Source organism: Sphingomonas sp. AP28, assembly GCF_056680455.1.
The window spans coordinates 1,830,597-1,848,970 of the sequence record NZ_CM155283.1; the positions used below are offsets into that span (position 1 = coordinate 1,830,597).

Annotated in this window: 15 protein-coding genes; 12 read left to right on the forward strand and 3 right to left on the reverse strand. The window is 65.9% G+C overall.

Annotated features, from left to right (window positions below; translation table 11 throughout):
* The first annotated feature begins 306 nt into the window (after positions 1–306).
* On the forward strand, positions 307–516 hold the full coding sequence (locus tag AC1MH0_RS08255; RefSeq protein ID WP_480965475.1) for a hypothetical protein: 210 nt from the start codon (positions 307–309) through the stop codon (positions 514–516).
* 36 nt (positions 517–552) lie between these two features.
* Here AC1MH0_RS08255 and AC1MH0_RS08260 read toward each other — a convergent pair whose 3' ends face one another.
* Positions 553–897 (reverse strand): DNA primase, encoded by a 345-nt coding sequence (locus AC1MH0_RS08260; protein ID WP_480965476.1) that lies wholly within the window; start codon positions 895–897, stop codon positions 553–555.
* 79 nt (positions 898–976) lie between these two features.
* Complete coding sequence (locus tag AC1MH0_RS08265) at positions 977–2,236, reverse strand: multidrug effflux MFS transporter (RefSeq protein WP_480965477.1); 1,260 nt, start codon at positions 2,234–2,236, stop codon at positions 977–979.
* A gap of 128 nt (positions 2,237–2,364) precedes the next feature.
* Here AC1MH0_RS08265 and AC1MH0_RS08270 point away from each other — a divergent pair, with 128 nt between their 5' ends.
* From AC1MH0_RS08270 to AC1MH0_RS08285, 4 genes are all read left to right on the forward strand, one after another.
* A complete protein-coding gene (locus AC1MH0_RS08270) occupies positions 2,365–2,862 on the forward strand; it encodes a hypothetical protein (RefSeq protein WP_480965478.1) in 498 nt (165 codons plus the stop codon).
* Between the two features lie 118 nt (positions 2,863–2,980).
* A complete protein-coding gene (locus AC1MH0_RS08275; RefSeq protein ID WP_480965479.1) occupies positions 2,981–3,937 on the forward strand; it encodes an isopenicillin N synthase family dioxygenase in 957 nt (318 codons plus the stop codon).
* Positions 3,938–4,247: 310 nt separating this feature from the next.
* Entirely contained in the window at positions 4,248–7,022 is a 2,775-nt protein-coding gene (gene polA, locus AC1MH0_RS08280) for a DNA polymerase I (RefSeq protein ID WP_480965480.1), read from the forward strand.
* Between the two features lie 133 nt (positions 7,023–7,155).
* Positions 7,156–8,673, forward strand: a complete 1,518-nt coding sequence (locus AC1MH0_RS08285) for a lipopolysaccharide biosynthesis protein (protein ID WP_480965481.1) — start codon at positions 7,156–7,158, stop codon at positions 8,671–8,673.
* 4 nt (positions 8,674–8,677) lie between these two features.
* Here the strand turns inward: AC1MH0_RS08285 and AC1MH0_RS08290 are convergent, their stop codons facing one another.
* Positions 8,678–9,706 carry a polyprenyl synthetase family protein gene (locus AC1MH0_RS08290; RefSeq protein WP_480965482.1) on the reverse strand — a complete coding sequence of 343 codons (1,029 nt, stop codon included), beginning with the start codon at positions 9,704–9,706 and terminating at the stop codon, positions 8,678–8,680.
* Between the two features lie 128 nt (positions 9,707–9,834).
* Here AC1MH0_RS08290 and AC1MH0_RS08295 point away from each other — a divergent pair, with 128 nt between their 5' ends.
* The 7 genes from AC1MH0_RS08295 (at position 9,835) to AC1MH0_RS08325 (ending at position 18,188) form a co-directional block, all read left to right on the forward strand.
* The gene (locus AC1MH0_RS08295; RefSeq protein ID WP_480965483.1) at positions 9,835–10,122 is read left to right on the forward strand and encodes a chorismate mutase; all 288 of its coding nucleotides are present in this window, start codon (positions 9,835–9,837) and stop codon (positions 10,120–10,122) included.
* A 263-nt stretch (positions 10,123–10,385) separates the two neighbouring features.
* A complete protein-coding gene (locus AC1MH0_RS08300) occupies positions 10,386–11,087 on the forward strand; it encodes an AcvB/VirJ family lysyl-phosphatidylglycerol hydrolase (protein ID WP_480965484.1) in 702 nt (233 codons plus the stop codon).
* Positions 11,088–11,097: 10 nt separating this feature from the next.
* Positions 11,098–11,484, forward strand: coding sequence for a DUF2147 domain-containing protein (locus AC1MH0_RS08305; RefSeq protein ID WP_120301320.1), 387 nt, complete (start codon positions 11,098–11,100; stop codon positions 11,482–11,484).
* Between the two features lie 4 nt (positions 11,485–11,488).
* Positions 11,489–14,035, forward strand: coding sequence for a bifunctional lysylphosphatidylglycerol flippase/synthetase MprF (gene mprF / locus AC1MH0_RS08310; RefSeq protein WP_480965485.1), 2,547 nt, complete (start codon positions 11,489–11,491; stop codon positions 14,033–14,035).
* A 19-nt stretch (positions 14,036–14,054) separates the two neighbouring features.
* Positions 14,055–14,714, forward strand: a complete 660-nt coding sequence (locus AC1MH0_RS08315) for a dTMP kinase (RefSeq protein WP_480965486.1) — start codon at positions 14,055–14,057, stop codon at positions 14,712–14,714.
* Positions 14,715–14,926: 212 nt separating this feature from the next.
* Positions 14,927–17,377, forward strand: coding sequence for a TonB-dependent receptor (locus AC1MH0_RS08320; protein ID WP_480965487.1), 2,451 nt, complete (start codon positions 14,927–14,929; stop codon positions 17,375–17,377).
* 13 nt (positions 17,378–17,390) lie between these two features.
* Entirely contained in the window at positions 17,391–18,188 is a 798-nt protein-coding gene (locus AC1MH0_RS08325) for a TOBE domain-containing protein (protein WP_480965488.1), read from the forward strand.
* Positions 18,189–18,374 lie beyond the last annotated feature (186 nt).

The window sequence follows — 18,374 nt, forward strand, 5'->3', positions numbered from 1 at the left end:
GTGTGACCTTATCTCGAGTGTTGCGTGGATCCCCGACTGCACGGTGCGTCGGTTCGGTCCAGGCAAGTCGAAACAGGCCGGCGGGCACATGGTTGCACAAAAAACGTCACATTCAGGGAACTGCCAGGGAACTGTTCGCCTGTGTTGCGTTACAGCAACGGTTCCTGTCACTCAGATGAACGAACCGTGGCCAAGCCGTGGCGACATAGGCAGGAATACAGCGGAAAAGCGGCAAAAAGCAGCCGGCGCCGATACTCACACCATCCGTTTACCTGCTGGTGACGATTGGTGTGCGATGCAGCAGCAATGGGGTTTTCACGCCTGTTCCGCAGCCGATGGGCGGCCCTGTTCTGGGCGGCCGGCATCGTGTGGACGGCGTATGACGTGGCCAGCGACGCACCGGAACCAGTGGCCACGAACACGGTTCCAGGCAATGTCGTCGAACAACCGACCGACGCCGCCGGAGCTGCGTTCAATGCGGACGATCTGGCGATACTTGCCAACGCCGCAGGCTGAGGGCGACGCGCCCATCGCAGGCGCGCCGCCGATAGTTCAGGGCTTCAACGCGACGTCGTCTGCGTCCTTCAGGTCTTCGTCGTCGTCGATCGTGTCGTCGTCGAGTTCGTCCTGGACGTCGTCCTCGTCCATGTCGGCTTCGTCCATCGTCACCGACGAGTCCGTCTCGCCGACCTCCTCGGAGTCCATTTTGGTCTCTTCGATCGACTCGTCGTCGGTATCGTCTTCGCCCAGATCGGGTTCGAGGTCGGTCAGGATGATGCCGTCGCTCGGCCCGTTGCGCGTGGCCTCGAGGATCTCGGCGCGCTGGCTCTCGTCATAGCCCTCTTCGTCATAACCGTCGTCGCCCGAACCGGCACTCGGCACCTGATGTCCGCCCATGGTCACACTCCCTCGTTCCAGGACGCCCGCGTGATGCAGGCTTACCCGGTGCGAACGGTGGACGTGCGCGCTAGTTCCTTCAAGCGCGCGTGGGCGCCGTCGACGCAGGCCGGAACAGGCGCCCACGCTCGGTGATCAAGATGGCAACGAGCGCCGCTAGTCCCGCGAGCAGGAACCCGCCGACCAGCGGCACCGTCGTGCCGTTGAACGCCTGCCCGATCAGCGCGCCGAACACCGCACCGACGGTCACGCTCAGGAACCCCTGCACGCTCGACGCGGTGCCGGCGATCCGCCCCATATTCTCCATCGCCATCGCCGAGAAATTCGACACGGCCAGCCCGAAACAGCCGAGCGTCAGCGCCTGGAAGACCGCGAAGCTGACCAGCGTCTCGAACCCGATCTCGATCGCGAACAGATGGACGAGCGAGACCAGGATCAGCAGCGACAGCGCGCCATGGCTGATCAACCGCGTGCCCAGCCGCATCACGATGCGTGAGTTGAGCAGGTTGCACACGGCCATCGTCACCGACGTCGTCGCAAAGATCAAAGCCAGCAGCGATGGCTTGTGGAACACGTCCGCCATGATCTGCTGGATCGAATTGAGATAGCCGTACAGCGCGCCCATCAGCGCAGTCGACGCGAGCGTATAGCCGAGCGAATTGCGGTCGCCGAGCGTTTGCCGCCAGTCGCTGAGGATCCGCCCTGGCGTGATCGGCAGGACGTTCTCGGGCGCCAGCGTCTCGGGCATCCGCAAGTAGAACCACACCAGAACGCCCAGCGTCAGCACCGCGACCGTCCAGAAGATCGCGCGCCAGTCGCCGAACTGGAGCACTGCCCAGCCAAACGTCGGCGCCAGTATCGGGACGATCATGAACACCATGAACGCGATCGACATGACCCGCGCCATCGCCCGCCCATGATAGCAGTCCCGCACCAACGCGATCGTCGCAACCCGCGCCGCGGCGATCACCGCGCCCCCGAACGCGCGCGCGGCCAGCAACAACGTGAAACTCCCCGCGGTCGCGCAGGCAACGTTGGCGATGATGTAGAGCACGAGCGACCAGAGCAGCACCGTCCGCCGCCCAAACCGATCCGCGAGCGGCCCGTGAACGAGTTGCGCCACGCCGAACCCAATGACGAATGCGGTTACCACGAATTGCCGGCCGTTCTCCGACGCGACGCCAAGCGCGTCGCCGATCGCGGGCAGCGCGGGCAGCATCGAGTCGATGCCGAGCGCAGTCAGCGACATCAGCGAGGCGACGAGCGCGACGAACTCGACGAAACCGATCGGCGCGCCGCGCATCGCCGGCGCGTCGGATTGGGGATCCTGGGTCTGCATGATGCGTGCGCCTGTACCCTCTCGGGCGGCCGCGCGGAACCCGCTAACCAGCGCCGCCCCGTGACGATTGCGCGATGCACCAACGCCTCCTATCTGTATTGCCAGAACAACACACTTCGGAGACAGTCATGATCCGTCCGTTTTTTCTCGCCGCTGTCGGCCTTACCGGCGTGCTAGCACTGTCCGCCTGCGATCGCTCGAACGAGGATGCGTCGGTCTCGATCAACGCCGATGGCGGCAACGTCCTCGGCGCGATCAACGGCGAGACCGGCGAGATGAAGATCGACGTGCCCGGCTTCCAGGGCACGGTGAAGCTGCCGAAGATCAAGATCGACACGGGCAATTTCGATCTCAACGGCGTGCGCCTGTATCCGGGGTCGTCGATCAAGTCGCTCAATATCGTCGGCGATGAGAAGGCGGGCGGGTTACGCGTCGCCTTCGCCAGCCCCGCCACCCCGACGATCGTCCGCGACTGGTTTGCACAGCGGCTCGGCAAGGTCGGCTACCAGGTCCATCCCGAGGGCGCGAACCTGATCGGCACCACCGACGAGAACAAACCCTTCCGCCTCGAACTCGCGCCCGACGGCAAGGACAAGGCGACCGGCACGATCGTCATCAGCGGCTAGTCTACGATCGTCCCTCGCCAAGGGGAGGATTGAAATCTCGCCCCACCCTAACCCAGGCATTTGGCACGCCACCCCCGATCGCCTATATCGGGCATCCCCCAAACCGGACACGCACCCCATGCTCGATACGCCCGCCGCCCAGGTCCCGACGCTCAGCCTCGCAACGCAGGATACCGACCCCGATGGCTTCGCCGCCGCGTTCGGCGAATCGTTCGAGCGGTTCGGCTTCGCGATCGTCGCCGATCACGGCATCCCCGCCGACCTGATCGAGCGCGCCTGGGCCGAGACGAAGCTTCTGTTCGACCTCCCCGAGGACGAAAAGCGCGGCTATCACATCCCCGGCGGCGGCGGCGCGCGCGGCTACACGCCGTTCAAGACCGAGATCGCCAAGGACGCCAAGGTCGTCGACCTCAAGGAATTCTGGCACGTCGGCCGCGAACTCCCCGAGGGGCATCGCTACGCGGACACGATGGCGCCGAACGTCTGGCCAACGCGCCCCGAGGGCTTCAAGCCGGTCTTCCTCGAATTGTTCGCCGCATTCGACCGCGCCGGCGACAAGCTCCTGTCCGCGATCGCGCGCCACCTGAAGCTCAAGCCCGACTGGTTCGACCCGGCGGTGAAGGACGGCAACAGCATACTTCGTTTGCTCCATTACCCGCCGATCCCCGCCGATGCCGAAGGTGTCCGCGCCGGTGCGCATGAGGACATCAACCTCATCACGCTGCTGCTCGGCGCCGAGGAAGCCGGCCTCGAACTGCTCGACCGCGCGAACGGCCGCTGGCTGTCGATCAAGCCGCCCGAGGGTGCGATGGTGGTAAACGTCGGCGACATGCTTCAGCGCCTGACCAACAACGTGCTGCCCTCGACCACGCACCGCGTCGTCAACCCGCCACCCGAGCGCCGTGGTCACTCGCGCTACTCGATGCCGTTCTTCCTGCATCCGGCGCCGGATTTCCTGATCGAGACGCTGCCCGGCACGATCACGCCGGACAACGCGAACCGCTATCCGAACCCGATTACGGCGCACGACTACCTGTACGAGCGGCTGGTCGAGATCGGTCTCATCAAGAAGTAAGGTAGCATGTTTCCCTGCGAAGGCGGGGATCCAGACTGGGCTCACGCCTTTGCGGGAGAACAAGGAAGCGTTGGCACTGACCACTGCACCACCCCGGCGAAGGCCGGGGCCCAGTTGGAAAGGTGGTCGTAACGACGCGCACCGCTCTGTGATCGCCGTCCCCCAACTGGGCCCCGGCCTTCGCCGGGGTGGTGCATCTCTCGGGAAAGCTGAAGCGCGCAAACACCCCACCGCTTTTCTCCCTACCTGATACCCAACAAGCACGCATCGCCCATTGGTCCGCGCCCCCGCATCCGCTAGACCGCGCGCGATGCCCCATCTCTATCTCGTCGACGGCTCCGGCTATATCTTCCGCGCCTATCACCGGCTGCCGCCGCTCACCAACAAGCATGGCGAGCCGGTCGGTGCGGTGTACGGCTATACGACGATGCTGTGGAAGCTCGCGGACGAGGTCCACGCCGCCGACGGCCCGACCCACATGGCGGTCATCCTCGACAAGTCGTCGAAGACCTTCCGCAACGATCTCTACGACAAGTACAAGGCGCAGCGCCCTCCCCCACCCGAGGATCTCGTCCCCCAGTTCCCGATGATCCGCGACGCCACGCGCGCGTTCAGTCTCCCCTGCATCGAGACCGAGGGACTCGAAGCCGACGACATCATCGCCTGCTACTCGAAGGCCGCGCTCGCACAGGGCTGGGAAGTCACGATCGTATCGTCCGACAAGGACCTGATGCAGCTGATCGAGCCCGGTCTCGACATGTACGACACGATGAACAACCGCCGGCTCGGCGCGGAACATGTCGCGGAGAAGTTCCACGGCGTCTCGCCCGCGCAGCTCGGCGACGTGCTCGCGCTGATGGGCGACAGCGTCGACAACGTCCCCGGCGTCCCCGGCGTCGGCCTCAAGACCGCGGCGAAGCTGATCCTCGAACACGGCGATCTCGAATCCGTGCTCGCTGCCGCCGACGGCATGAAAAAGGGCAAGCTGCGCGACAATCTGATCGAGCATGCCGAGATGGCGCGTCTGTCGAAGGTGCTCGTCACGCTCAAATGCGACGTTGCGCTGCCCGAGCCGCTCGAAGATCTCGAACTTAAGGGCATCCCGGATGCGCCGTTGCGGGCATTCCTGGAGCACCACGGCTTCAAGTCGCTGATCGCCAAGCTCTCTGCGGTCGCCGAAGCGCCTGTTGCCGAACCGGCAAGCACAGCCGAGTTCGACGAGGACGAGCCCTGCAAGCACGACGACTACGAAACCGTCGTCGACGAAGCCGCACTCGATCGCTGGGTCACCGTCGCCAAGCACCAAGGCTGGATCGCGATCGACACCGAGACCACCGGCATCGATGCGACGCGCGCGGACCTGGTCGGCGTCAGCATGGCGCTGCATCCGAACCTCGCCTGCTACGTACCTATCGCGCATGGCGGCACGGATTTGCTCGCGGAAAACCCGGTCCAGCTCGATCGCGCGCTCGTGCTCGCGAAACTGAAGCCGTTGCTGGAGGATCCGAGCGTCCTGAAGATCGGCCACAACCTCAAATACGACATGATCGTCCTCGGCCGCGCCTACGCGTCGACGGGCGGCGTGACCATCGCGCCGTTCGACGACACGATCGTGATGAGCTTCGATCTCGACGCCGGTCTGCACGGCCACGGCATGGACGAACTCGCCGCCACGCATCTCTCGCACAGCTGCATCGCGTTCAAGGACGTCGTCGGCACGGGCAAGACGCAGCGGACCTTCAACGAAATCGACCTCAAGGCCGCGACCCGTTACGCCGCAGAGGACGCAGACGTGACACTCCGTCTCTGGCGCCGCTTCAAGCGCCGCCTGCCCGCGGAAGGCTCGACCCGCGTCTACGAGATGGTCGATCGCCCGCTCGTCCCCGTCATCGCGCAGATGGAAATGTACGGGATCAAGGTCGACGCCGCGAAACTGTCGAAGCTCTCGACCGAGTTCGCCGGCCAGATGGCGAGCCTGGAGACAGAAATCCACGCGCTCGCCGGCGCGCCCTTCACGATCGGCAGCCCCAAGCAATTGGGCGACGTGCTGTTCGAGAAGATGGGCATCAAGGGCGGCCGAAAGGGCAAGTCCGGCGTCTATTCGACCGACGTCAACGAACTCGAGCGGATCGCGGCGGACAAGGACTCGCCCGGCGCCGTGATCGCGCGGAAAGTGCTCGACTGGCGCCAGCTGTCGAAGCTGAAATCGACCTATACCGACGCGCTGCAGGCGCAGATCAACCCGGCGACGGGCCGCGTCCACACGTCCTACTCGCTGACCGGCGCGCAGACCGGCCGCCTGTCGTCGACCGACCCAAACCTCCAGAACATCCCGATCCGCACCGAGATCGGCCGCCAGATCCGCGACGCGTTCGTAGCCGAGCCCGGCAACGTCATCCTCGCCGCCGATTACTCGCAGATCGAACTGCGGCTGGCCGCGCACATGGCGAACGTCCCCGCACTGAAGGCCGCGTTCGCAAACGGCGACGACATCCACAGCCTCACCGCGCAGGAACTGTTCGGCGAGGTCAACCGCGACACCCGCGGCCGCGCCAAGACGATCAACTTCGCGATCCTCTACGGCATCTCGCGATGGGGACTCGCCGGGCGTCTGGACGTGTCGGCGGACGAAGCGCAAGCGATGATCGACCGCTATTTCGACCGCTTCCCCGGTATCTCCAACTACATCGTCGAGACCACGGAAAGCGTTCGCGCGAGCGGCTTCACGACCACGCTGTTCGGCCGAAAGACCCATTTCCCGCGCATCCGCTCGAAAATCCAGCATGAGCGGCAGGGCGCCGAACGCGCCGCGATCAATGCGCCGATCCAGGGGACAAGCGCCGACATCATCAAGCGCGCAATGGTGCGGATGGGGCCGGCGTTGCTCGAAGCGGGGCTGCCCAATGTCCGCATGCTTCTCCAGGTCCACGACGAACTCGTGTTCGAACTGCCGGAAGGTGACGTGGACGCAGCCAAACCGGTGATCGAGCAGGTCATGGCGAACGCCGCGCAACCCGCGGTGACGCTCGACGTCCCACTCGGCATCGAGATCGGCACAGGCCTCAGCTGGGGCGCCGCGCATTGAGCCAGAAACTGCCCAAAAACCTTCCCTCCTCCCTGGAAGGGAGGGGCCGGGGGTGGGTCGGCTCGAGGCAGGCGCAACCGAACCTCACTGGCCAACCCACCCCCTACCCCTCCCTTCCAGGGAGGGGAGAAGCGTGACCGCGGCCACGCAGGATATCGACACGCTCGCCAAGGGCGGGCGAACCAACATCGCCGGCTTCGTCCTCCGCCTCGCCGCGCGTATCCCGTTCCTGTTCATCGCCGGCCGCATCTACGGCCCCGACCTCGTCGGCCGCTTCGCAATTGCCGTCGTGGTGGTCGAACTCGCCGCGCTTCTCGCGACGCTTGGGCTAAAGCGAGGGCTCGCCCAAGCACTCAGCAGCGCCGACCGCCCGCACGCCAACGTCGTGTGGGATGCGATGGCGGTCGCGTTCGTCGCCTCGCTGATCGCCAGCGCAGTCCTCTGCACCTTCCCGCAGATCATGTATCCGAACAGCGCGATCACCGGGCTCGACCGGTTCCTGCCGCTGATCATCGTCGCGGTCGCCTGGTCCGACGTGAGCCTCGCCGCGCTCGCCTATCGCCTCAACGTCAAGGCCGCGGTCACAGCGCGCGCGGTGGTCGAGCCCTGGACAATCTCGATCGCCGCCTGGGCGTTTTCCTATTTCACGATCCGCGACGGCCTGGTCCTCAGCTACGTCGCGTCGATGACCGCGGCGCTGATCGCCAGCCTCGTGCCGTTCCTGCGCAGTTACGGCGTGCCGCGCGGCTGGAAACCGCAGCTACGTCCACTCTACGCGCTCGCCCGCGCCAACGTGCCGCTCGCCGGTGCCGACATCCTCGAATGGGGCAGCCGCAACGTCGACCGCTTCATCCTCGGCGTGATGTTCGAGCCCAAGGTCGTCGGCATCTATTACATGGCGCAACAGGTCGCGAGCCTGCCGCAGAAATTGAAGACCAGCTTCGACCCGATCCTCGGCCCCGTCATCACCCACAGCCTCGCGATCAACGACCGCGCAGCCATCGCCAACCAGGTGCGGCAGGTCGCGTTCTGGATCATGGCCGCACAAGGCGGGCTTGCGCTGATGGGCTCGATTCCCGGCGAAGCGGTGATGGGCGTGGTCGGACCGCAGTTCGTCGCCGGCACCGCAGCGCTCGCGTTCCTGCTGACCGCCGAGGTGCTCGCCTCGACCGGTGCCGTCAGCGAATCTGCGCTCGTCTACATCGCCCGCCACCGCAACCTGATGATCTCCGCGGCGATGCTCGCGTTCCAGGTGGGTCTCAGCTTCGTACTGATCTTCACGATCCGAGCGATGGGCTACCCGGTCAATTACCAGGCGGCGGGCCCGGCGATCGCGCTGATGTTGTCGGTTGGCCTGACCTCGATCATCAAGGCAAAGCTGCTCGGCCATCTGCTGGGCGCCAATGTCTCGCCGTGGCGCTGGCCGCTGATCTGGGCGGCGCTCGCCGCGATCGTCGTGGGGGCGGGCTTCACGGCATTGCCCAAGCGCTACGAATGGGTGGAACTCGCAGTCGGCGAACCCGCGATCGCCGCGACCTATCTCTACATCCTGTGGAAATACGCGTTCGGACCCGCAGACCGCGCACTGTTCGGCAAAAAGCCGGACGCCATCGCACCGACGCTACCGCAGACCGGAACGGCGGTCCTCTAGACCGTCAGTATGCGCGGGCGACCGCGAACTCGACCGCCTCGACCATCGCGTCCTTGGCGGCGCCGTTCGCGAAGCCACCGATCGAATCGATCGCGCGCTGGCCGTAATGCCGTGCGCGCGCGAAGGTGTCGTCGATCGCGCGGGTCGAGCGGATCAGGCGGATCGCGTGTTGCAGATCGGCCTCGCTGTCGCGGCGACCCTCGACCGCATCCTTCCAGAACGCACGATCTTCGACCGAACCGCGCGCATAGGCGAGGATCACCGGGAGCGTCATCTTGCCCTCGCGGAAGTCGTCGCCGGCGTCCTTGCCCATCGTGTCCGCGTCCGAGACATAGTCGATCGCGTCGTCGACCAGCTGGAACGCGATGCCAAGATTGCGGCCATAAGCGTCGAGTGCGGCCTCTTCCGCTTCGGGCCTTTCCGCAACAACTGCCGAAATCCGGCAAGCAGCCGCGAACAACGCCGCGGTCTTCGCGCCGATGATATCGAGATAGCGCTCCTCGCCAAGATCGACGCGGCGTGCAGCGGTGAGCTGGTTGACCTCGCCCTCCGCGATCACGGCGCTGGTAGAGGAGAGGATCTTCAGCGCCTTGAGGCTGCCCGCCTCGACCATCAGTTCGAAGCTGCGGCTGAACAGGAAATCGCCGACCAGCACGCTCGCGGGATTGCCCCAGATGATGTTCGCGGTGCGCTTGCCGCGGCGCAGGTCGGAGCCGTCGACGACGTCGTCGTGAAGCAGCGTCGCGGTATGGATAAATTCGACCGCGGCGGCGAGCAGGTGATGCTGCGTCCCGGTATAGTCGATCAGTTGCGCGCTCGCGAGCGTCAGCATCGGCCGCATCCGCTTGCCCCCACCCGCGATCAAGTGACCGGCCAGTTCAGGTATCAACGGGATTTCCGACTGCATCCGGCCGCGAATGACCGCATTGACCTGGTCCATGTCGCCGGTGACGAGTTTGACCATCGGGTCCAGCGACGGCTGGGACTCGGGATTGGGACGCAGGGTTTCGAGGCGGTGGACGGTAGCGCTCATCTTCCCGAGCCTCTGACGCCTATGCCCCTGCAAAGCAACCCTTGCCGGGCCTCACCTCGCCTCGCGACACCTTGCCGTTCGCGATCCACGCCCGCAAAAGGCGCGCCGAACCAACGAAAGGGTAGTAGGTGGCTGACGACCTGTTGACCGGATACCGCCAGAGCATCGACAATATCGATGCGGCGCTGATCCACATGCTCGCCGAGCGCTTCAAGGTGACCCAGGCGGTGGGCCGGCACAAGGCGACGCACGGCCTGCCCGCCGCCGATCCCGGCCGCGAGGAACGCCAGATCGCCCGGTTGCGACACCTCGCCGCGGAGGCGCAGCTCGATCCGGAGTTTTCCGAAAAATTCCTGCGCTTCATCATCGACGAGGTCATCCGGCATCACGAGCGGTTGGCACACGATCCGGGTTGAGGCGTGAGGCGGTTGCTTGAGCGTATCGACTCCGCCGAACTACCACCCCGGCGAGGGCCAGGGCCCAACTGGGGAACGGCGATAACGGAACGCAGTGCGCTGTTACGACGACCTTTCCAATTGGGCCCGGCCTTCGCCGGGGTGGTGCTTCGTCGCTTGGCAATTCGCGCGTTGGAGGATTGCGGCACGACGCTCCACTGCATGACGAAAACGTCACCTTCGCTCCACCTATCGATCACTTCGTCTGGTGCAATCGGTTGCGGATGACGTGGTTCTACCGTTTGCTGCTGGCCCTGGTCGCGTTCGTGCTGGCCGCGACCGGTTTCATGGGCTGGCTCGGCTATTTCGGCGGGCCGCTGTTCACCGACGTCCATCCGGCCAAGCCGCGGCGTCCGTTCGCCGTCGTGCTCCTTACCGGCGATCTCGGCTACAAGATCGGCATGGCGCCGCAGATCGCGCGGCGGCTGGCGGCCGACGGCGTGCCGGTGGTTGCGGTCAACACGCTGACCTATCTGCGCACCGGGCGGACGCCGGCCGACATAACGACGCTGATCGCGCGCGCCGAACAGCGCGCGCTTCGGCTCGGGCACACCGAGCGGGTCGTGATGATCGGCCAGTCGTTCGGCGCGGACATGCTACATGTCGGGCTGGTCGATCTCGCGCCCGAACTGCGCGCGAAGATCGCGAAGGTCGTGCTGATCGTGCCCGAGGACAACGTGCAGTTCCGCGCGTCACCGAGCGAGGTCTTCGATCTCTGGACCCCGACCGTCGACGCGATGCCGACTGCGCGGCAGCTGACCTGGGCACCTTTGCTATGCGTGCAGGGCGCGGAGGAAGTCGGCAGCCTGTGCCCGTTGCTGACCCAGGCCAATGCGACGCGGATCGCGTTGCCGGGCGGACACCCGCTTCACCGCGACGCCGATGCGCTCTACGAAGTGCTAGCGCGGTTCGTTTTCGCGGATTGAGGATCGACCGATGATTCCTGTGATGATGGCGCTCGCGATGGCCGTGGGCAGCCCGGCCCCTGCTTCCCCCGTGGAAGGGACCTGGCACAACCCGAAGAACAGCGTGGCCGTGAAGACCGGCGCCTGCGGGGACAGGCTGTGCGGCTGGGTGGTGCGGGCCAGCGACGAGGCGCAGGCCGACGCCCGCGATGGCGGCACGCCGAAACTGATCGGCACCGCCTTGCTCCGCGAATATCGCCCTAGCGGCCGCAGGAAATGGTCGGGCCAGATCTTCGTGCCCGACATGGGCCGCACCTTCGGGTCGACGCTGACGCTGGTCGACGCGAATACGATCGACGTGAAAGGCTGCCTGATCGGCGGGTTCCTGTGCAAGACGCAGACCTGGCACCGCGGTTGACCCGATGACGACTCGTCCGTTCGTTATTCGGGTCCGCGACTGGATCGCGCACCGCCGGGGCACGCTAATCGCGCTGGCGGTGCTCATCGTAGCGGTGCTTGGCTTCGCTGCGATCCACAAGCTGACCGCCGAAATCCGTCTGTCCGAAGTCCGCGCCGCGTTTTCCGCGCTCGGCTTGTCGCAGCTCTCGGTGGCGATCGGGCTGACCGTCGTCAGTTATATCGCGCTGACCTTCTACGATTCGATCGCCCTGAAAGTGATCGGCCATCCACTGCCGTGGAGGACCGCTGCAGTCGCGTCGTTCACCAGCTATACGATCAGCCACAATCTCGGGCTGGCCATGCTGACCGGCGGCTCGGCGCGATACCGCGTGTATAGCCGCGCCGGGCTAGACGAAGCCGCCGTGGCGCGCGTCGTGCTGATAGCCGGCGTGACGTTCTGGGCGGGCGTAATCACGGTCGCGTGCCTGTCGATGGCGATCCATCCGGGGACGCTGCCGATCGTGAAGTGGACGATGCCGCCTCTGATCGAGCGCAGCGTCGGCATCGTCATCCCGCTCGTCATGCTGGGGATCGTCCTGCGTCACCGCCAGGGCGGTTCGATCGGGCTGCTCGGCTGGCGGCTGCCCCTGCCGAACTGGCGGCAGGCGCTCGCGCTCCTGCTGGTCTCGACGGTCGATCTCGCAGCCGCGAGCGCGGCGTTGTTCGTGCTGCTCCCCAATGCCTCCCCCGAGCTCTATCCGGTGCTGTTCCTCGGCTACGCGGTGGCGATCGTCGTTGCGTTGATCAGCCATGTGCCGGGCGGGCTCGGCGTGTTCGAGGCGGTCATCATCGCGACGATGCCGCAGGACAATGCGACGGTCCTCGCCGCGCTGCTCGCCTACCGGATCATCTATTACGTCGCGCCGCTGATCCTGGCCGCGGTGCTGATGGCGTTCCATGAGGGTCGGCAATGGCGTGGACGAGGCACAGATCCGCTCGCAATCGCACTGCCGCTAGCGCCCTTGCTGCTGGGCGTGCTGGTTTTCCTGAGCGGCGCCATGCTGCTCGTGTCGGGCGCACTGCCCGCGGCCCCCGGTCGCATGGACACGCTGGCGACGATCCTGCCGCTGCCGATCAGCGAGATGGCGCATGTCGCGGCGAGCCTCGTCGGCGTGATGCTGCTGCTGGTCGCGCTTGGGCTGTATCGACGGCTCGACGGCGCATTCTGGGCGGCGCGGACGCTACTGGTTGCGGGCGCGCTGTTGTCGATCGCGAAAGGCCTCGATTACGAGGAGGCGACGATCCTGCTGCTTACCGCCGCCGCGCTGCAATGGACGCGCGCCGCGTTCTACCGGCGGACGCGACTGACCGCGGAGCCGCTGTCCCCGGAATGGCTGGTTGGCGTAGGTGCCGCGATCGGGCTGTCGGTGCTGATCGGCTTCTTCGCCTACCGCCGCGTCGGCTATTCGAGCGACCTGTGGTGGCAGTTCGAGACCAACGCCAACGCCTCGCGCTTCCTCCGCACCAGCCTCGCGGTCGGGCTGTTGCTGATCGGCGCGGCGATCTGGCGGCTGTTCGCGGCAGCACCCGTGCCGATGGTCCACGACATGCTGCCCGACGACGTCGCGACCGCCGCACTCGCGCATGCCGACCGCACCGACGCGATGCTCGCCTTCACCGGCGACAAGCGCTTCCTCGTCTCGGACAGTGGCGACGCGTTCCTGATGTACCAGGTCAAGGGTGCGAGCTGGATCGTGCTCGGCGATCCGGTCGGGCCGAGCGAGGCGTGGTCCGAGCTGTTATGGGCGATCCGCGCCCGCGCCGACGCTGCGCAGGGCCGATTGTTATTGTACCAGATCGGCCTGCGCATCGTCCCGATCGCGATCGAGATGGGGCTGAAGCTCGTCAAATACGGTGAGGAGGCAACGGTCGAGCTCGACGGCTTCACGCTGGAGACGCCCGAGATGCGCAGCGTACGGAAGGCCAGCCGTGTCGCCGAACGGGCAGGTGCGGAGTTCGCGGTCGTGCCCGCTGCCGAGATGTCGGCGGTCATTCCCGAATTACAGGCGATCTCGGACTGGTGGCTGGCCGACAAGGATCATGCCGAAAAGAGTTTCAGCGTCGGCCGGTTCGAGCCTGGATACATGGCGAAGTTCGACTGCGCGGTGGTGCGGATCGAGGGCAGGATCGTTGCCTTCGCCAACGTCTGGGGCACGCCGAACAGGCAGGAGCTGTCGGTCGACCTGATGCGCCACGCCGAGGACATGCCGCAGGGTGGCATGGATTTCCTGTTCACGCGGCTAATGCTGTGGGGCCACGAGCAGGGCTACCGCAATTTCTCGCTCGGGATGGCGCCGCTGTCGGGGATCGAGGCGCGGCGCCTGTCGCCGACCTGGTCGAAGGTTGCCGCCTTCCTGTTCCGGCACGGCGAGCGGTTCTACGGGTTTGCCGGGCTGCGTGCGTACAAGGAGAAGTTCCGACCGAACTGGACGCCGCGCTATATCGCCTCGCCGGGCGGCACGTCCTTGCTGCGTGGATTGATAGATTTGCGGGCTTTGGTGAGCCGGTAAGGCTTGCTAGGGCTCGTCCATGAGCTTCCTCCTGGCAATCGAAGGCGCCGACGGCGCGGGCAAGGCCACCGCCTCGGCACTGGTGGTCGAGCAGTTGCGCGCCGCGGGCCGCACCGCGGATGTCGTCTCGTTCCCGCGCTATACCGAGACGGTCGGCGGCTGGGCGCTGGGCGCGATGCTGGCCGGCAGCCTGCCGCGGGGCACGTCGCCCAAGGCAGCGGCGGTGCTGTATGCGCTCGACCGTATGGAGTCGCGCGATCATCTGCTGGCGACGATGGCGGCGAACGATGTGGTGGTGTTCGACCGGTATATCGCCTCGAACATGGCGTATCAGGCGGCGCAGGTGCCGGCGGACGAAGCGGACGCAATGATGGCGTGGATCGCCGACCTGGAAACGGGGTCGTTCGCACTGCCGAAGCCTGATCTCTCGGTGTACCTTGACACCCCGGCCGCGATCGCGCGCGGGCTGATCCTGAAGAAGCGGAAGCGGTCCTACACCGACGATGCGTTCGATGCGTACGAGGCGGATACCGGACTGCAGGATCGGGTGCGGACGAACTACGCGGCGATGGCCGAGGTCGGGTTGCTAGGGCGCTGGGCGACGGTGTCGACGGTAGCTGATGGTGCATCGCGCTTGCCCGCCGAGATCGCGGCGGAGATCGTCGCCCTCCTTTCCTGACGCCGCTGCCCTCCACCCCGGCGAAGGCCGGGGCGCAATTGGAAAGGTCACAGTAACGGCATCCGACGCCCGCCAAGCGTCGTCCCCCAATTGGGCCCCGGCCTTCGCCGGGGTGGTATGCGGTTGCGCGCGCGTGCGCGTCCGCAAATCCCTCTATCTGTTTCGAAACTTCTCGTTATGTAGATTGACTATATAACGAAGGGGTGGCGACAATGCGGGGACATGATTTCGCGCGGCTTAGTGCCGTGTTGCTGGCTACGATGTGCCTGCCGATGATGGCAGACGCGCAGACCAGCGCCGCCAATCCGGAACAGACACGCACTGAGGGCACCACGGCCCAACCGAGCGCCGACCCCGACACCTCGATGGAGGTGATCGTCACCGCCCGCCGTCGCGCAGAAAACGCGCAGAAGATCCCCGGTTCGCTATCCGTCGTAGGTGGCGCGCTGCTCGACCGCTCCTACACCGTGAACACGCAACAGCTCGCACAGCTCGTCCCCGCGCTGAACTACAGCTCGGCCAATCCCCGCAATACGGCGTTCACGATCCGCGGGCTCGGCAGCAGCGTCGTCGCGGTCAGCCAGGCGAACGATGGGCTCGAACCCGGCGTCGGCTATTATGTCGACCAGGTCTATCACGCGCGCCCCGCCACCGCCGCGTTCGACTTCAGCGATATCCAGCAGGTTGAAGTGCTGCGTGGGCCACAGGGGACGCTGTTCGGCAAGAACTCGACCGCCGGCGCGATCAACATCACGACCCGAGCCCCGACCTTCACGACGCAGGGCGAGGCCGAGATCAGCTATGCGAGCTACAACTTCCTCCAGGTGAAGGGTGCCGTCTCGGGCCCGATCATCGGCGACACGCTCGCCGGTCGCCTGTCGGTGGTCAGCACGCGCCGCGATGGCGTGATCGACAACGTCGTCACCGGCCGCGATCAGAACACCATCGGCAACCAGGCGATCCGCGGCCAATTGCTGTTCCGACCTTCGGAAGTGTTCCAGGTGAAGGCCAGCGCCGACTTCACCAACTTCCAGAGCAACTGCTGCACGCAGGTCTATTACAACGTCGCCACCCGCCCGACGAGCGGCGCCAGCGGCGCGGTGTTCCGCACGGCCACGCGCCAGTTCGGCGGCCCGACCGGCCTCGCCGCACAGTTCAACTACGCACCGCCCAGCACCAATCCGCACGACCGCAAGACCGACATCGACGCGGCGCTTGGTGTCGACACCAACGAGGGCGGCGTCGGCGTGATCGCGGACTGGAACCTTGGTGGTGCGACGCTCACCTCGGTCAGCGCGTGGCGGTTCTGGAACTGGGACGCGGCGAACGATCGCGACTACACCAGCATCTCGATCCAGACCGAACAACACATTCCCTCGCGACAGGACCAGTACAGCCAGGAACTGCGTCTCGCCTCGAACGGCGACCACAAGCTGAGCTACGTCGGCGGACTCTACTTCTTCCGTCAGCGCGTCATCGGTCGCCCGATTTCGATCTACGGTTCCGCCGCCGCACGCTACCTGATCGGCACGTCGACGGGCACCGGCGCCGCCGCAACCGCCGTCCCGAGCAACCTGCTCGACGGCTACGGCACCGACGGCCGCACCGATTTCCGCTCGGACAGCTATGCGGCATTCGGCGAAGTGAACTGGAAGCCGGTCGATCGCCTCACCCTCACCGGCGGGCTTCGGTATACCTATGAAGAGAAGGAGGGAACGTACGACACCTTCACCTTCGGCGGCTTGCAGACGACCAACGCCGCACTGAACACGGCCAAGCTGTCGATCCTGCGCGGCCAGAACTACGCCGCCAGCGACAAGGACGGCGCGCTCACCGGCCGCGCGAACATTGCGTACCAAGCGACCGATAACGTCCTAGCCTATGCCAGCTACGCGCGCGGCGAGAAGTCGGGCGGGATCAACATGTCGGGCCTGCCGCTCAACGACCAGAACCAGCCCGCGATCGGCACCGCAGTCGTCCGCCCCGAGAAGAACACCGCGTACGAGATCGGCCTCAAGACGCAGCTGTTCGACGACCGCCTGATCTTCAACGTCGACGGCTATTACACGCGCGTCACCGATTTCCAGGCGAACGTCACCGACACCCGCGCCGCCGCCGCTTTGCGTACCTACCTCGCCAACATCCCGAAGGTCACCGTCCGCGGCTTCGAGGCGGACGCGACCGCGCTCGTCACCCGCAACCTGTCGCTGCGCGGCAGCGTCGCGTACGCGGACGGCAAGTTCAATTCCTACCCGGCGGCCCCCTGCCCGATCGAACGGATCTTCAATACCGCGGCGTTCTGCGATCTCAGCGGCCAGCGCCTGTCGAGCCTGCCCCGCTGGTCGTACACGCTCGGCGCGGACTACAACCAGCAGATCGCCGACATCGGCAGCGGCTTCCTGCACGTCGATTCGAACACGCGCACGCGGCAGTTCGGCGATCCCTCGGGTTCGGCGTTCACGGTGATCGAAGGCTATACGATCGTCAACGGCAGCATGGGCTTCCGCTCGAAGGAGGGCTGGGAACTCGCTGTGTTCTCGCGCAACCTGCTGAACAAAGATTACACCCAGAACGTGACGATCCAGGCGGGCAATTCGGGCCTGATCCTCGCCACGCCGAGCGACCCGCGCACGATCGGGCTTACCTTCCGCATCAAGCAGTGAGTATGAGGCGGGGATGACGGACCCCGCCCTCCACGCCACGATCCTGCTCGCCAAGGACCAGACCGGCCGCGTCGGCGCCGACCGGATCGCGCTGCTCCGCGCGATCCGCGACGGCGGCTCGATCACCAGCGCGGCGAAGGTCGTGGGGCTGAGCTACAAGGCGGCGTGGGACGCGGTGCAGGTCATGAACAATCTGTTCGACCGCCCGCTCGTCCTCCCCGCGGCGGGCGGCAAGGACGGTGGCGCGAGCCCGATCACCGAGGCGGGCGTGGCGGTGCTCGACGGCTATGCGGTCGCGGAGGCCGAACTCGCCAGCGCGATGGCGCGGATCGAGGCGAGTGTGTCGAACGGGCTGTCGCTGAAACCATTGCTATGGGGAATCGGGATGAAGACGAGCACACGCAACGTCTTGCGCGGCACCGTGTCGCGCGTGACGCCGGGGACGATCGATGCCGAGGTGACGCTGGCATTGGCGGACGGCGTGGAGATCGTCGCGACGATCACGCGCGGCAGTGCCGAGGATCTGGGACTGGTGCCGGGCGCGACCGCGCTCGCGCTGATCAAGTCGAGCTTCGTAATCCTCGCGCGTGGGGACGAGTCCCTGCGGACGTCGGCTCGGAACACGCTGGCGGGAACGGTGATCGCGCGCGAGGACGGTGCGATTTCGAGCGAAGTGACGCTGGAACTGACGCTCGGCAAGACGCTGACCGCGACGTTGACCAAGGAGAGTGCCGAGGCGCTCGACCTGCAGATCGGCACGCGGGCGCTGGCCTTGATCAAGGCTAGCCATGTAATCCTGGCGGTGGAGTAAGAGTTTCCGGCTTTAAGGATGCGAGGTGGCTTTCCTCCCGTCATCCTGACGAAAGTCAGGATCCAGGGTAACCGAGCGCTGCCCTGCTTTGCTCTGGATCCTGACTTTCGTCAGGATGACGGACGCTTTGTTAGTGCGGCCTCCGGCTTCAATTCAACGCAGGTTCGGACGGCAGAGCTAGCTTGG

What these genes read in the sequence shown, in the direction of transcription:
- AC1MH0_RS08255 (WP_480965475.1), top strand. Translation starts at nt 307, where the DNA reads ATGGGGTTTTCACGCCTGTTCCGCAGCCGATGGGCGGCCCTGTTCTGG.
- AC1MH0_RS08260 (WP_480965476.1), bottom strand. Translation starts at nt 897, where the DNA reads ATGGGCGGACATCAGGTGCCGAGTGCCGGTTCGGGCGACGACGGTTAT.
- AC1MH0_RS08265 (WP_480965477.1), bottom strand. Translation starts at nt 2,236, where the DNA reads ATGCAGACCCAGGATCCCCAATCCGACGCGCCGGCGATGCGCGGCGCG.
- AC1MH0_RS08270 (WP_480965478.1), top strand. Translation starts at nt 2,365, where the DNA reads ATGATCCGTCCGTTTTTTCTCGCCGCTGTCGGCCTTACCGGCGTGCTA.
- AC1MH0_RS08275 (WP_480965479.1), top strand. Translation starts at nt 2,981, where the DNA reads ATGCTCGATACGCCCGCCGCCCAGGTCCCGACGCTCAGCCTCGCAACG.
- polA (WP_480965480.1), top strand. Translation starts at nt 4,248, where the DNA reads ATGCCCCATCTCTATCTCGTCGACGGCTCCGGCTATATCTTCCGCGCC.
- AC1MH0_RS08290 (WP_480965482.1), bottom strand. Translation starts at nt 9,706, where the DNA reads ATGAGCGCTACCGTCCACCGCCTCGAAACCCTGCGTCCCAATCCCGAG.
- AC1MH0_RS08300 (WP_480965484.1), top strand. Translation starts at nt 10,386, where the DNA reads ATGACGTGGTTCTACCGTTTGCTGCTGGCCCTGGTCGCGTTCGTGCTG.
- AC1MH0_RS08305 (WP_120301320.1), top strand. Translation starts at nt 11,098, where the DNA reads ATGATTCCTGTGATGATGGCGCTCGCGATGGCCGTGGGCAGCCCGGCC.
- mprF (WP_480965485.1), top strand. Translation starts at nt 11,489, where the DNA reads ATGACGACTCGTCCGTTCGTTATTCGGGTCCGCGACTGGATCGCGCAC.
- AC1MH0_RS08315 (WP_480965486.1), top strand. Translation starts at nt 14,055, where the DNA reads ATGAGCTTCCTCCTGGCAATCGAAGGCGCCGACGGCGCGGGCAAGGCC.
- AC1MH0_RS08320 (WP_480965487.1), top strand. Translation starts at nt 14,927, where the DNA reads ATGCGGGGACATGATTTCGCGCGGCTTAGTGCCGTGTTGCTGGCTACG.
- AC1MH0_RS08325 (WP_480965488.1), top strand. Translation starts at nt 17,391, where the DNA reads ATGACGGACCCCGCCCTCCACGCCACGATCCTGCTCGCCAAGGACCAG.